This is a genomic window from Cytophagia bacterium CHB2, assembly GCA_030263535.1.
Classification (GTDB): Bacteria; Zhuqueibacterota; Zhuqueibacteria; order Zhuqueibacterales; family Zhuqueibacteraceae; genus Coneutiohabitans.
The window spans coordinates 1-14,076 of sequence record SZPB01000220.1 but is presented as its reverse complement, the minus strand read 5'-3'; the positions used below and the strand labels follow the sequence as shown (position 1 = coordinate 14,076).

Annotated in this window: 12 protein-coding genes; 9 read left to right on the top strand and 3 right to left on the bottom strand. The window is 52.8% G+C overall.

Annotated features, from left to right (window positions below):
- The 9 genes from FBQ85_19275 to FBQ85_19235 form a co-directional block, all read left to right on the top strand.
- Nucleotides 1-858 (top strand): TRAP transporter large permease (locus FBQ85_19275; protein ID MDL1877278.1); only part of this gene is annotated, 858 nt, incomplete at its 5' end.
- A gap of 191 nt (nt 859-1,049) precedes the next feature.
- Complete coding sequence (uxaC, locus tag FBQ85_19270; protein MDL1877277.1) at nt 1,050-2,471, top strand: glucuronate isomerase; 1,422 nt, start codon at nt 1,050-1,052, stop codon at nt 2,469-2,471.
- Nucleotides 2,472-2,522: 51 nt separating this feature from the next.
- On the top strand, nt 2,523-4,100 hold the full coding sequence (locus tag FBQ85_19265) for a hypothetical protein (protein MDL1877276.1): 1,578 nt from the start codon (nt 2,523-2,525) through the stop codon (nt 4,098-4,100).
- Nucleotides 4,101-4,395: 295 nt separating this feature from the next.
- Nucleotides 4,396-5,205, top strand: a complete 810-nt coding sequence (locus FBQ85_19260) for an SDR family oxidoreductase (protein ID MDL1877275.1) — start codon at nt 4,396-4,398, stop codon at nt 5,203-5,205.
- 209 nt (nt 5,206-5,414) lie between these two features.
- The gene (gene gnd / locus FBQ85_19255; GenBank protein ID MDL1877274.1) at nt 5,415-6,866 is read left to right on the top strand and encodes a decarboxylating NADP(+)-dependent phosphogluconate dehydrogenase; all 1,452 of its coding nucleotides are present in this window, start codon (nt 5,415-5,417) and stop codon (nt 6,864-6,866) included.
- A gap of 7 nt (nt 6,867-6,873) precedes the next feature.
- The gene (locus FBQ85_19250) at nt 6,874-8,145 is read left to right on the top strand and encodes a DUF2088 domain-containing protein (GenBank protein ID MDL1877273.1); all 1,272 of its coding nucleotides are present in this window, start codon (nt 6,874-6,876) and stop codon (nt 8,143-8,145) included.
- 107 nt (nt 8,146-8,252) lie between these two features.
- A complete protein-coding gene (locus FBQ85_19245) occupies nt 8,253-8,744 on the top strand; it encodes a gluconokinase (protein MDL1877272.1) in 492 nt (163 codons plus the stop codon).
- The gene (locus FBQ85_19240; GenBank protein ID MDL1877271.1) at nt 8,741-9,838 is read left to right on the top strand and encodes a sugar kinase; all 1,098 of its coding nucleotides are present in this window, start codon (nt 8,741-8,743) and stop codon (nt 9,836-9,838) included. The genes FBQ85_19245 and FBQ85_19240 overlap by 4 nt, the downstream gene beginning before the upstream one ends.
- Nucleotides 9,839-10,015: 177 nt before the next feature.
- On the top strand, nt 10,016-10,690 hold the full coding sequence (locus tag FBQ85_19235) for a bifunctional 4-hydroxy-2-oxoglutarate aldolase/2-dehydro-3-deoxy-phosphogluconate aldolase (protein MDL1877270.1): 675 nt from the start codon (nt 10,016-10,018) through the stop codon (nt 10,688-10,690).
- Between the two features lie 245 nt (nt 10,691-10,935).
- On the opposite strand, the gene FBQ85_19230 is transcribed toward FBQ85_19235, so the two are convergent.
- The 3 genes from FBQ85_19230 to FBQ85_19220 all read right to left on the bottom strand — a co-directional run bounded on the left by FBQ85_19230 (nt 10,936) and on the right by FBQ85_19220 (nt 14,074).
- Nucleotides 10,936-12,486: a citrate lyase subunit alpha gene (locus FBQ85_19230; protein ID MDL1877269.1), complete on the bottom strand. Its 1,551-nt coding sequence runs from the start codon at nt 12,484-12,486 to the stop codon at nt 10,936-10,938.
- 122 nt (nt 12,487-12,608) lie between these two features.
- Nucleotides 12,609-13,847, bottom strand: a complete 1,239-nt coding sequence (locus FBQ85_19225; GenBank protein MDL1877268.1) for a citrate lyase ACP — start codon at nt 13,845-13,847, stop codon at nt 12,609-12,611.
- Nucleotides 13,844-14,074: an ADP-ribosylglycohydrolase family protein gene (locus tag FBQ85_19220; GenBank protein MDL1877267.1), complete on the bottom strand. Its 231-nt coding sequence runs from the start codon at nt 14,072-14,074 to the stop codon at nt 13,844-13,846. The genes FBQ85_19225 and FBQ85_19220 overlap by 4 nt, the downstream gene beginning before the upstream one ends.
- Nucleotides 14,075-14,076: the final 2 nt, after the last annotated feature.

Below are 14,076 nucleotides of genomic sequence, written 5' to 3'. Positions count from 1 at the left end.
TCTTCGACAACGGGTTTACTTATTCCACCCAGCAACATTCTGATCGTTTATTCGCTCGCCAGCGGCGGCGTTTCAATTGCCGCGCTTTTTCTCGCGGGTTATGTTCCCGGCATCGTTGTCGGCGGAGCGCTGATGATCGTCGCCGGCTCTCTGGCTTATGTCAAAAAATATCCGCTCGGCGACCGCGTTGCGCTCAAAGAAAGCTTCAAACGCTTCCTTGATGCGATTCCAAGCTTGTCGCTGTTGGTCGTGGTGATGGGAGGAATTCTCGCTGGTTATTTTACCGCAACAGAAGCATCAGCTATTGCCGTGTTGTACACGTTCATTTTATCCGTGCTGGTTTATCGTGAAGTCAAATGGAAAGAAATTCCGCAAATCCTGCTCGATTCTGCGGCCACCACCGCCATCGTGATGCTGTTGATCGGCACCTCCATGGGCATGTCGTGGATTATGTCGTATGAAAACATTCCGCAAGGCGTGAGCGAAGCGTTGATCTCGTTGAGCGATAACAAAGTCGTCATTTTGCTCATCATCAACTTGATTCTGCTGTTCGTCGGCACGTTCATGGACATGACGCCCGCGGTGCTGATTTTCACACCCATCTTTCTGCCGGTGGTGATGAAGCTGGGAATGGATCCCATTCACTTTGGCATCATCCTGGTTTTGAATTTGTGCATCGGCCTTTGCACGCCGCCGGTGGGCAGCGTGTTGTTCATCGGTTGCAGCGTCGCCAACACCACCGTGGTCAAAGTTCTCAAGCCGCTCATCCCGATGTTCATCGCCATGATCGTGGCGCTGGTCTTGGTGACATACATTCCAGCGCTGAGCTTGGCCTTACCAAGGGCGTTTGGGTTCTAGAAGCGTTGCCGGAATTTCTCGAAACCGGCGCAATCGAGTGGACTGTTACTTCAATTCACAAGAGTACCCGCTCGAATTGTCATTCCGCCCGGCGGGATCTCGTGAAGTACTCGGCATAATGCCTGCAACTTCAAAAGTTCCCTTTCTCTCAAGATGACGTAAAAGTGCCATTTCTTACAATTAGAAGAGCCATGAACGATACTTTCATTACCGAAAATTTTCTGCTCCACAACAAAACCGCGGTCGAACTTTATCATGATTATGCCGAAGCTCAGCCGATCATCGATTATCATTGTCATTTGTCACCCAAAGACATTGCCGAAAACAAGAAATTCGCCAACTTGACGCAGATTTGGCTTTACGGCGATCATTACAAATGGCGTGCGATGCGTACCAACGGCGTCGGCGAAAGATTCATCACCGGCAACGCTTCCGACTGGGAAAAACTTCTCGCGTGGGCCGAGACCGTGCCGAAAACGCTGCGCAATCCGCTTTATCATTGGACGCACATGGAGCTGAAACGGCCGTTTGGTATTTCGGACAAACTCTTAAACAAGGACACGGCCAAAGAGATTTGGGAGATTTGCAACGCCAAGCTGGCGCAGGAGGAATTCTCGGTGCGGGGCATTTTGCAGCATTTCGATGTCAGATTGGTTTGCACGACGGATGATCCAATTGACAATTTGGAATATCATCAACTCATCAACAATGATCACAACTTCGGCATCAAAATTCTGCCGGCATTTCGCCCGGACAAGGGCATGTTCATTGAAAACGGTACAGCGTTTCGAGATTGGGTGAACAAGTTAACGGCTGTTGCCGAGGTGGACATCAACAGTTTTTCCGACTATCTCACTGCGCTCAGAATACGGCGGGATTTCTTTCATGCGCAAGGCTGCCGCTTGTCCGATCACGGCATTGAAACCGCGTATGCGGAAGATTACACCGAAGCCGAAATCAAAACTATTTTCAAGAAGGCGCTGGAGGGCAAGCCCGTCGCAACAAGCGAGGCGCTCAAATTCAAATCCGCGATGCTGTACGAGCTGGGCTTGATGTATCATGAGAAAGGCTGGGTGCAACAGTTTCACCTGGGCGCGCTGCGCAACAACAACAGCCGCATGTTTCGCACGCTCGGCCCGGACACGGGTTTCGATTCGATCGGCGATTTTGAGGTTGCCAGGCCGCTGGCCAAATTGCTGAATCGTTTGGATGACGATAACAAGCTGCCCAAAACCATCTTGTATAACCTCAACCCGCGCGACAACGAATTGATGGCGACCATGATCGGCAATTTCCAAGACGGCAGCGTTGCTGGCAAAATGCAATACGGCAGCGCCTGGTGGTTTCTCGATCAACTGGACGGCATGAAGAAACAGCTCGAAGCGCTTTCGAACATGGGATTGTTGAGCCGTTTCATCGGCATGCTCACCGACTCCCGCAGTTTTCTTTCCTATCCCCGCCACGACTACTTCCGCCGCCTGCTGTGCAACTTGCTTGGTGAAGATATGGAAAGAGGACTGATCCCCAAAGATATGCCGCTCGTCGGGAACATGGTTGCGGATATATGCTTCAACAATGCAAACGACTATTTTGGATTTGGTCTCAGCCGATGACATGCTTGTAGTGGCGCCTTCAGGCGCGGACCCTCAAAAGCTTTCCACAAAATGCAGTATTTTGGAGCATGTGTTACCATGAGCCTGACACCGATTATTGAAAAGCTAAAGAATGCCCCCAGAAGCGGCAATCAACCCATGCCGGTCGAGCTTTCCAAAAATGAAACACTGCAAATCTACCCGAAGTCAATTCATCAAATTGACGGCGCCTATTTTTTTATTGCCCGCCGCAACGAAAAGAAATATTTGTTTATCTCACGCGCGCGAGACTCCCGCACGGCGTTTTCTCAATTTGAGGGTAAAGAACTCCCGGCGGTTTCGACGCTCAGTTGTTGTCCGCTGCATCATCAAAATGCGGCGGCTTTGCGCGAGTTTTTCGATTTTACCCGGCCGGTTTTGATCGGTTTGGAGAATTCCTTTGGCCTGGGCGATCGGCTCGGCCTGGCCAATCCCGCTCATCTGCGCGCGATTGCGGATACGCCGTGGCGCGCCATTCTTGCGCAGCAATCCATTCGCGAGCTTGAGCGCACCGAGCGCACCGCCGACGAGGTGATGGATGCCGCCACCTGGGCAGTCTTTCAGGAAGATTACCAGAAAGGTTTCGGCGCAGATGCCGATCATGTGAAAATCACCGAACACATCGATCGCATGATGCAGGCGGGATTCACATTCTTTACGCTCGACCCCAGCGCGTACGTGGTGAATGAGGCCGCGAAGCTTCCCGACGAAGAGTTGTCCAATCGTCTCAACTCGCTGCCGTGGAATATTTTGGCAGACTCACAGGAAGGCATGCGTTCGCGATATGATGGCAAGACGTTCCGCCTCGCCAACGATTTTGAAATTCATCCAACTGCGGATGAAATACGCCGCGCTTTGGTAAAATACGGCGCCGTCATTGCCCACACCGTCACGCTTTATCGCCATCTCGAAAACAAATACCGCAGCCGGCCTTACGAGGTCGAGCTTTCGGTTGATGAAACCGATTCTCCGACCACGCCGTTCGAGCATTTTCTGGTAGCCAATGAATTGAAGCGATTGGGTGTCAAGCTTGTGAGCCTGGCGCCGCGCTTCGTCGGCGATTTCGAGAAAGGCATTGACTTTAAAGGCGATCTTGTTTTATTCCAAAAAGAGTATGTCAAGCATGTGAAAATCGCTGAAGCACTCGGCCCATACAAAATCAGCATTCATTCGGGCAGCGACAAATTCAGCGTCTATCAGGAAATCGGCGCGTTGCGAGCCGGCCGTGTGCATGTCAAAACCGCAGGCACGAGCTATCTCGAAGCGTTGCGCACGATTGCGGCAAAGGATCCGGAGCTGTTCGGCGAAATCCTCGATTTTGCGCGCCGCCGTTACGATATTGACAAAGCGACCTATCATGTCTCCGCCCAACTCGATCAAGTTCCCGCGGCACAGGACTGTGCGGTGGAGGATTTTCTTCGACTCTTTGATGACACCAATGCGCGGCAGGTATTGCATGTGACGTTCGGTTCTGTTCTCACGCACAAGGACATAACCCTTAAGCCGGTTCTCAAGAATCGCATTTTGCAGACTTTGAAAAAGCACGAGGAGGCGCACTACGAAAACCTGGTACGCCACTTCCGCCGGCACATTGAGCCGTTTCTAAAATAAGTAAGGAACGCCATTTAAATAACTTACTCGTTTGGGGAACCACCAATAAACGCGAATATCCGCTAATTTTAAAATTCGCGCTTATTGGCGTGCATTCGCGGTTTGAGATTTGGACAAGTTATTTAATCGACACTCCTAAGGAAAAGGCAAAACTGTTAAGGGCAAGATCATTCGTGTTGATCGACACCAGATATTCAATCGTTTTTCAAACATTTTTCCCATAATAATTTTGCCTTCATTCTTTTTTGACTGCAATTCGAAGAAAGTCTTCATGAATCTAGAAGAACTCAAAGGGATGTATGATTTTTCGGGACGCTCGATTGTGATCACCGGCGGCGCCGGCATCCTGGGCGGCGAAATGGCCTGTGCTCTGGTGGGATGCCATGCCAGCGTTGCGATTATGGATCGCGACCCCTCCCTGGCCGAACGACTCATTCATCGTCTTGACACGACTATTGGCCGCGCCATCATTGTCTACGGCGACGTTTGCAGACCGGAAACACTCGAGACCTGCGCCGCAGAAGTCATCAAAGCATTTGGTCGAATTGATTGTTTGATCAATGCCGCCGGCGGCAACAATCCCCGCGCCACCACCAATCCGGAGCAAACCTTTTTTCAATTGTCGCCGGAAGCGCTGGAATGGGTGTCCAAACTGAACTTGATGGGAACAATTCTACCGAGCCAGATTTTTGGGAAATACATGGCGGAGCAAAAATCCGGAGTGATTCTGAATGTCAGTTCAATGAATGCCTTTCGGCCCTTGACACGCATTCCCGCGTATTCCGCCGCCAAAGCTGCCGTCAGCAATTTCACGCAATGGCTGGCCGTGCACATGGCGCAAGAATATTCTCCCGACATTCGAGTAAATGCCATTGCTCCCGGATTTTTTCTGACCGAGCAGAATCGTTTTTTGCTCACCGACAAAACGACCGGCGAATTGACACCGCGTGGAAAGAAAATCATCGAACATACACCCATGAACCGCTTCGGCGAGCCGGAAGATTTGCTTGGTACTGTGCTCTGGCTGCTCTCGCCGGCCTCGAAGTTTGTCACCGGCATCGTGGTACCGGTGGATGGCGGATTCTCGGCGTATAGCGGCGTTTGAATCAAAATAACGATTTCCGCACAAGAACGGCCCGAACTAAGAAAAAATCAAAAGCGCACGCCGCGAACCCGCAGAGCCTTTCTTTGCGTTCCCTTTGCGGCTCTGCGCCTTTGCGTGAAAGTTTTTTGCAGTGACCACACTCATGGTGAATGCAGTTCTGTAAAACTACCGGGCAGATTTCAATGAACTTTTTTAGGAGAATTCCCAGTATGAGTGCAAAAGCCGATATTGGCTTGATTGGTTTGGCAGTGATGGGCCAGAATCTCGTTCTGAACATGAATGATCACGGCTATACCGTTGCAGTTTACAACCGCACGACTTCGAAGGTCGACGACTTCCTGCAGAGCAGCGCCAAAGACACGCAGGTGATCGGCGCACACACGATTGAGGAATTGCTTGGCAATTTGAAAAAGCCGCGCCGTGTGATGTTGATGGTGAAGGCCGGACAACCGGTGGATGATTTCATCGAGTTGCTCCTTCCCCACCTCGAATCCGGCGACATCATTATCGACGGCGGCAATTCCAATTATGAAGACACCATGCGCCGCACGCAATATGTGGAGAACAAAGGCTTGCTCTACATCGGCACTGGAGTTTCGGGCGGCGAAGAGGGCGCACGCCATGGACCTTCGATCATGCCGGGCGGCAGTCCCAAGGCTTGGGAAGCGGTAAAACCGATCTTTCAAGCCATTGCCGCGAAAGTGAATGGCGAGCCGTGTTGCGATTGGGTCGGCGAAAACGGCGCCGGCCATTACGTGAAAATGGTGCACAACGGCATCGAATACGGCGACATGCAGCTCATTTGCGAGGCCTACGATCTGATGAAGCGCGGCCTGGGCATGAGCAATGAAGAAATGCATCATGTTTTCGCGCGCTTCAATAAGGGCAAACTCGATTCCTATCTCATCGAAATCACGCGCGACATTCTGAGCTATCACGACGAGAACGGCGCCGCCGTGGTCGATCTCATTCTCGATGCCGCCGGGCAAAAAGGCACCGGCAAGTGGACCGTCATTTCTTCGATGGATTTGGGCATTCCGATCACGCTGGTCAGCGAGGCGGTTTACGCGCGCTCGCTTTCCGCGATGAAAGATGAACGCGTGCAAGCCGCGAAGATGCTCAAAGGACCAGCGGTGAAATTCGAGGGTAACAAGGAAAAATTTGTCGACGATCTTGAACAAGCGATGTACGCGGCGAAAATCATCTCGTATGCGCAAGGCTACATGTTGCTACGCGCCGCTGCTCAGCAATACAAATGGAACTTGAACTACGGCGGCATCGCGCTGATGTGGCGCGGCGGCTGCATCATCCGCTCAGTTTTTCTGGGCGACATTCGCAACGCCTTTCAGCGCAATCCCCATCTCACCAATTTGTTGATGGACTCTTTCTTCAGCGAACAAGTGATGGCAGCGCAGGCGGCATGGCGCCGCGTGGTGATGCAGGCCACCGAGCTGGGTATTGCCATTCCCGCCATGGCTTCGGCATTGAACTTTTTTGACGGCTACCGCCAGGAACGCCTGCCGGCGAATTTGCTGCAGGCGCAGCGCGATTATTTCGGCGCGCACACTTACGAACGAATTGATCAGCCGCGCGGTCAGTTCTTTCACACCAATTGGACCGGCCGCGGTGGCGACGTGACTGCCGGCAAATACAACAATTGAAATAATCATGATCATCGGCAAAGGCTCTCCCCAAGAAACGCTGAGTGCCGCGCAGGTTTTGGAATTGTGCGGCCAGGCGTTCGAAAGCAGAAACCTCAACGGCAAGCGCATTCTGGCGATTATTCCCGACAACACGCGCAGCGCGCCGATTGACTTGATGTTTCGCAGCGTGTATCAATTGCTGGCGGCGCGTGCGGCACAGTTGGATTTTCTCATTGCACTCGGCACGCATCCGGCGTTGAACGAAGCCGGCATCACGCAGCGGCTCGGCGCCACCGCAGAGGAATTGCGCACGAAATATCCCAAGGCGCGCATTTTCAATCACGCCTGGAATGATCCCCAGCAACTTCGCCTGCTCGGCACAATTTCCGCCGAAGAAGTCGCGGAAATCTCCAGCGGCATGATGCACGAACCTGTTCCGGTCACAATCAACAGAATGATTTTTGATTATGATCTGCTCATGATCATTGGACCCACCTTCCCGCACGAAGTGGTGGGCTTCTCCGGCGGCAACAAATACCTCTTCCCCGGAATCGCGGGCGGCGAGATCATCGACATGTTTCACTGGTTGGGCGCGCTCATCACCAGCCCGGTGATCATCGGCACCAAGCACACGCCGGTACGCAAAGTGGTTGATCGCGCGGCCTCCCTCGTACCGGTGGAGCGCATGTGCCTGAGTTTGGTGGTGAAAGGCAAGGATCTCGCCGGTTTGTACATTGGCGCTCCGGAAGAGGCCTGGAACGCGGCTGCTGACCTCTCTGAAAAAATTCACCTGATTTACAAAGACCGCCCATTTAAGAAAGTTCTATCTTGCGCGCCGCCGATGTATAATGATTTGTGGGTGGGCGGCAAGTGCACCTACAAACTGGAACCTGTAGTTGCTGAGGACGGCGAATTGATCATCTATGCGCCGCATATCAAGGAAGTCTCGGTATCGCACGGCAAAGAAATCCAGCGCATCGGCTATCACGTGCGCGATTACTTTCTCAAGCAAATGGACAAGTTCAAAGATGTTCCCGGCGGCATCATGGCGCACTCCACCCATGTGAAAGGCGTGGGAACGTTCGAGAACGGTGTGGAAAAGCCGCGCATGAACGTCATACTTGCCACGCAGATTCCCGAAAAGGTGTGCCGCAGCATCAACCTCGGGTATTGCGATCCTAGTTCAATTAACGTCGAGGAATGGCAGGATCGCGAAGACGAGGGCATTCTCTACGTTCCCAAAGCGGGCGAAATACTCTATCGGTTGAAGAACGATCCTTTCAAGTTGGTAAAATAATTTAACGGCGGATTAATTGAAATCATTCTGTCATTAAATCATTCTACTCAAAGCTTTTAATAGTTTTGCCCGTTATCGTTTTCGGCTTAATCGTTACTTCAAGAGATATGATAATCATTTTAATGGGCGTCACCGGTTGCGGTAAGACCACGATCGGCAAGCAACTGGCGCAGGAGCTGGACTGGCCGTTTTACGATGGCGATGATTTTCATCCGCGCGCTAACGTCGAAAAAATGCGCTCCGGCATTCCGTTGACGGACGCGGATCGCGATCCCTGGCTGGCGATTTTGCAAAACTTGATTCGTGATAAATTGCAGGCGAACCAATCAGCGATTCTGGCATGCTCAGCATTGAAACAAAAATATCGCGACCGTCTGCAAGTCGATCCGCAAAACGTGCGTATCGTGTTTTTGCAAGGCGATTTTGACACGATTGCCCAGCGCCTGTCAGCGCGCACAAATCATTACATGGATCCCAATCTACTCACCAGCCAATTTGAGGCTTTGGAGGAACCACACGATGCGCTTGTTGTCAACATCGCCGCAACTCCCGAGGCCATCTCCTCACGCATAAAATCAGAACTGCAACTGCAAGGATGAAAACAACCATGTCTCTCCAAATCAAACCGGCAAACGAAACTGAATTCGATCTGCTCGCCCTGGGCGAGTGCATGATTCGCCTGAGTCCGCCGGGACATCAACGCATCGAATTGACTCATGTGTTCGAAGCCTATGCCGGCGGCGGCGAATACAATGTCGCTTATGCGCTGGCGCGCTACGGCATGCGCACGGCCTGGGTGTCGCGGCTGGTGGACAATCCGCTCGGCGCTTTTTTGCGGAACCATGCGCAAGCCAGCGGCATGAATATCAGTGAAGTGATTTGGGCGCCGTACGACGGCGTGGGCCGCGCCGATCGCATCGGGCTGAACTTCACTGAAGTCGGCATCGGTGTGCGGCCGAGCGTTTCCATGTATGATCGTGGCCACAGTGCGGTGTCTCACATGCAACCGGGCGAAGTGGATTGGAAACGTATTTTCAATCAACGCAAAGTGCGTTGGTTTCACACCGGCGGCATTTTTACGGCGTTGAGCGACAGTTGCGCCGCCGTCAACGAAGAAGCCATGCGCGCCGCGCACGAAGCCGGCACCATCGTGAGCTATGATCTCAACTTCCGCAGTAAACTCTGGTCGAGCAAACGCGCCATCGAAGCAACGAAGAAGCTTGTGCCTTACATCGACGTGCTCATTGGCAATGAAGAGGATTTCCAAAAAGTGCTCGGCTTCGAAGTCGAAGGCACGGATGAAAGCTTGAAATCGCTGCCGGTGGAAGGCTACAAGAAGATGGTTGAGAAAGTCGTGAAGACGTATCCGCACATCAGCGCGGTGGGCACGACGTTGCGCGAAGTGGTGAGCGGCCTGGTCAACAACTGGTCGGCGATTATGTATTATGACGGCCAGTTTTATGAATCGCGTCGCTATGAGAATCTCGAAATCGAAGACCGCGTGGGCGGCGGCGACGGCTTTTGCAGCGGGTTTGTGTACGGTTTGCTGCACGGCATGCCGCCGCAAGCATGTGTCGAGATGGGCGCGGCGCACGGCGCCTTGCTGCAAAGCACGCGCGGCGATACCAGCATGGTGACGATGGAAGAAATTAAACACGTGATGGGAGGAGGAAGCGCGAGGATCAAACGGTGATCTCTGAAAAACCGACCAATTTTAGCCTGTATCTTCACAAATTTTTACCGCGAAGACGCCAGGTCCGCAAAGCATTTAATTTTTTTCTTAGCGATCTTTGCGCCTTCGCGGTTATGAATAATCCGGTTAACATCAACAGCGATTTGTAGATGAAGGCGCATGACAGGAGAACGATGAATGGCAAGATTTGACCGCTTGACGGTTTTGAATACCATGCTCAACGGCGGCCTGGTGCCGGTGTTTTATGAAGGTGATGTCGAAGTTGCAAAAAAAATCGTTGCGGCTTGCCATGAAGGCGGCGCGCGCGTGCTCGAGTTCACCAATCGCGGGGAGCGCGCCCTGCCGGTGTTTGCACAATTGTCCGAATTGATCTCCGCGCAGTTTCCCAACCTCATCCTGGGCGTCGGTTCGATTGTCGATGCGCCCACGGCCTCCCTCTTCATTGCTCAGGGCGCGAATTTCGTCGTTGGACCGGTGTTGAACGCCGAAGTGGCAAAGCTGTGTAACCGCCGCAAAATTGCTTATTCACCGGGTTGCGGCAGTGTCAGTGAAATTTCTGCGGCAGAAGAATTGGGGGTGGAAATCGTCAAAATTTTTCCCGGCGCGCAAGTGGGCGGCCCGGCTTTTGTGAAAGCCGTGCTCGGCCCCATGCCGTGGACGCGCATCATGCCCACCGGCGGCGTGGAAGCCACCAAAGAAAGTGTGCAAGCGTGGATCAAAGCCGGCACCGCCTGTCTGGGCATGGGCAGCAATCTCATCAGCAAAGAATTGGTGAAGTCCGGCAACTTTGCCGCCATTAGCGCCAATGTGCGCCAAGTCTTGGCGTGGATTGCAGAAGCACGCGCCCAATAAACCGGAATGTGCATTTCATTGGTGAACCTCAGGCTCACACCGCAGCTAAATTTTCTGTGAGGGAGACATGTATTTCATTGCACAATTGTTGGATATCTATGCTTTGGGACTGCTGGTTTACGTGGTACTGTCATGGATCGAAAGTCCCGGTACCATCAAAGCCAGAGCCTGGCTGGGTCGATTTCATTTTGATCATCATCGTGCGCAGGATTTTGCTGGCATATTGATGGCCAGTGCCTGCGCGGCTAATCCAAAACACGAAAAATCGCGTCTAGTATCGTACCATCAACCCATTTCACGACGGCTACCGGCTGCTGGCGCCCGAGCTTGGGCGGCGCCGGCGGTCCGCCGCAAATCGCATGCACCTCCTGCTGAATTTCCTGCAAGGTGCGCAAGGGCAAGGATGAATTTGTGAGCGCGGCCAGCAAATCTTCACGCAACGGATTCACCGCAATGCCGCGTTCGGTAACGATCACATCAATCATCTCCCCCGGGCCGCACAACGTAGTGACCCGGTCAACAATGATGGGCACACGATCACGAAACGATGGCACCGCGAGAATCACGCACTTTGCAAAAAGGCAGTCCTGCCAGCCGCCCAGGCCATGAAGAAGGTAGCCATCCGAGTGCGTTACCACGTTGGCATTAAAGTCAACATCCACTTCTGTTGCGCCCAACACAACAATATCCACCATTGAAGCGAAGTTGCCCTTCCCGTGATAGTTATAGCTCGTGAACGGGCTGGTGTTCACATGCCGCGAGTTTTCCCGCAACGATCGCACGCCTTCCTGATCGAAAGCTTGTCCATCCAAAATATAATCCGTCAAGCCCTCTTCCAATAGTTGCACGAGATGCTTCGTGCTGCCGCCGCGCACAAATCGCGCCTTAATGTTCTTTGCCTTCATCCTCTCTTTTAGAAATTGCACGAACGCCAGGCTCGTCCCTCCTGCGCCGGCTTGCAACGAAAACCCCTCCCGCATCAAGCCCGCTTCCTCGACAAAGCGCGCGAGGTATTCCGCAATCAACAAGCGATCCGGGCTTTTCGTTATCTCTGTTGTACCGGAAATAATTTTGGAGGGATCACCGAGGGAATCGACGTGCACAACGTAGTCGACGTTGTTGCCTTGAATATGCCAGGGCACGCACGGAAACGGCACCAGGTTGTCCGTGACGATAATAACGCGATCAGCGAACTCCGAGTCTGCCAGCGCAAAACCGAGCGGCCCGCATGCAGATTTGCCGTGTACACCATTGGCATTTCCAAACGCATCAGCGGCAGGCGCAGCAATGACGGCGATATCAATATGCACTTCACCATCTTGCACCGCTTGATAACGTGTGCCGTGCGAGCGCAGAATTCCCGTGCCGGCCATTTTTCCCAATGACGCAAACTTGCCGAGCGGGCCATTGAGACTGCCTTCGATGTGATGAATCGTGCCATCTTCAAGATGGGGCAGCAAGTACTCATGCACCGGAAACGAGGCGCTCGGGAACCAACGAATATTTTTTACTCCCAGACTCTTTACTGCGGCGAAAAGCAACGAGGTCAGCGCATCACCATTGCGCAAATGATGATGCGTGGAAAGCGTCATGCCGTCGCGCAAGCCACTGCGCTGCAATGCTTCACGCAGCGTCGCAATCGTTTTATTTCCGTCGGAGGGATAGTCGGCGCATGTTCGGATCAGTGATCTTGCCTTGCGGCCTTGCGGCCTGAATGCGCCGATCCCTTGAAACGGCGAATGCTCTTCGCCATTGATCACGGTTGGCACCCAACGCCGGGCGGCGTTTTCACTCAGAGTTGAATTCATGAGAGACTATTTAGCGGTTACTCAGGACAATTTCAAAGTAAGTTCGTCGGGCAAATAGACTCTGCCTATCTGCTTGCGCTGCCCCGCAATGACCTTGAACAGCAAGGAGGTTAAACGTTATTTGAATGCTCACGCCAATCTGGGGAAATCAATCCAGCGTGCAGAGCATGCGCGAGCGTCGTTTGCGCCCGCTTAACAATTGGCATATCGATCATTTTCGTACCCAGCGCAATCACGCCAAGGCCTTTTTGCTGCGCGCGCTCAAAGGCAAACACAATTTTTTGAGCTTGGTTGATTTCCTCAACGCTCGGGGCAAAGGCTTCGTGAATAATTTTGATTTGGCGAGGATGAATACAACCCATGCCGGCAAAACCGAGGGTTTTGGCAGCCAACACATTTTGCCGCAATCCTTCGGTGTTATCAACCTCGGCGTAGACGCTGGCGAGCGCATGAATGCCGGCGGCTCGGGCGGCATTCACCAGCATGCTCTTGGCAAACAAACTTTCTGTTTCCTTCACAGTGCGCTGTACGCCCAGATCAGCCGTGTAATCCTCCAATCCGATTGCCAGCGCGCAAACTCGGTCGCTGGCTGAGCCTATTTCAAAAGCTTTGATCACGCCCAGGGCGCTTTCGATGATGGGGATGAGAAAAATTTCTTGGGTAAGTTTATGCTCGCGCCTTAGTTTCTCGATGTCTTGCATGACTTCGACAATGGTTTGTGCTGACTCACATTTCGGTACGAGAATCACTTGCACACCGTGCGGCACAATCGCGAGCAAATCTTTGCGCCCCAACTCGCCGGGGTTGATTCTCACCATGATTTCAGCATCACGAAAATCAATTTGACGCAACGCCTGTTTGACGAGATTGCGCGCCGCATCTTTTTCTTCCGGCGCAACGCTGTCTTCAAGATCGAGAATTACCGCATCCGGCTGGTGCAGGCCCGCGTTGATAAAAAATTTCGGTTCATTGCCCGGCAAGTACAGCCGCGAACGCCGCATGCGATCTTTTACTGTGGCAGAACGCTGAACGGCTGGCACGATAGGATGATACTCAAACGTTACATCGCCCAGCAAACGCTGCACGGCCGTCTCAAGGCGCGCATGCAAGGTGAAGGGCAATGCGCCGCTATCGTCGATAAAAATTTCAGCATGCGCGATGCGGGCATGATTCACGACTTGCACGGCCAGTTCCCGTATGGCTTCCCCGTACATCGCAGCAACTTTGCTGCGAAGATTTATATCGAGGCCTCCGGTTTTCCGAAGCTTGATTTCAACGTAACAATCCGAACGCACGCCCTCGCCGCATTTGCCGGCATGGGCAAACTTGTGTCGCGGTGAGCTGTTCATTTAATCAAGGCGACTAATTGCTGTGCAACGTTTTCCAAATCCATTCCCCGGGTGAAGGGCAGACACGTGCCGGCCGCATAACGCACTTTTTCGATCCACGGCTTTGGGATCAAGCTGGCGCCGTGCATCGCGCCGCTTAATGCACCGGCAATTGCAGCGATGGTATCGGCATCGCGTCCAAAATTACTGCCCCAAATGATGCTTTTTTTAAAATCGCCCTGCATCATCT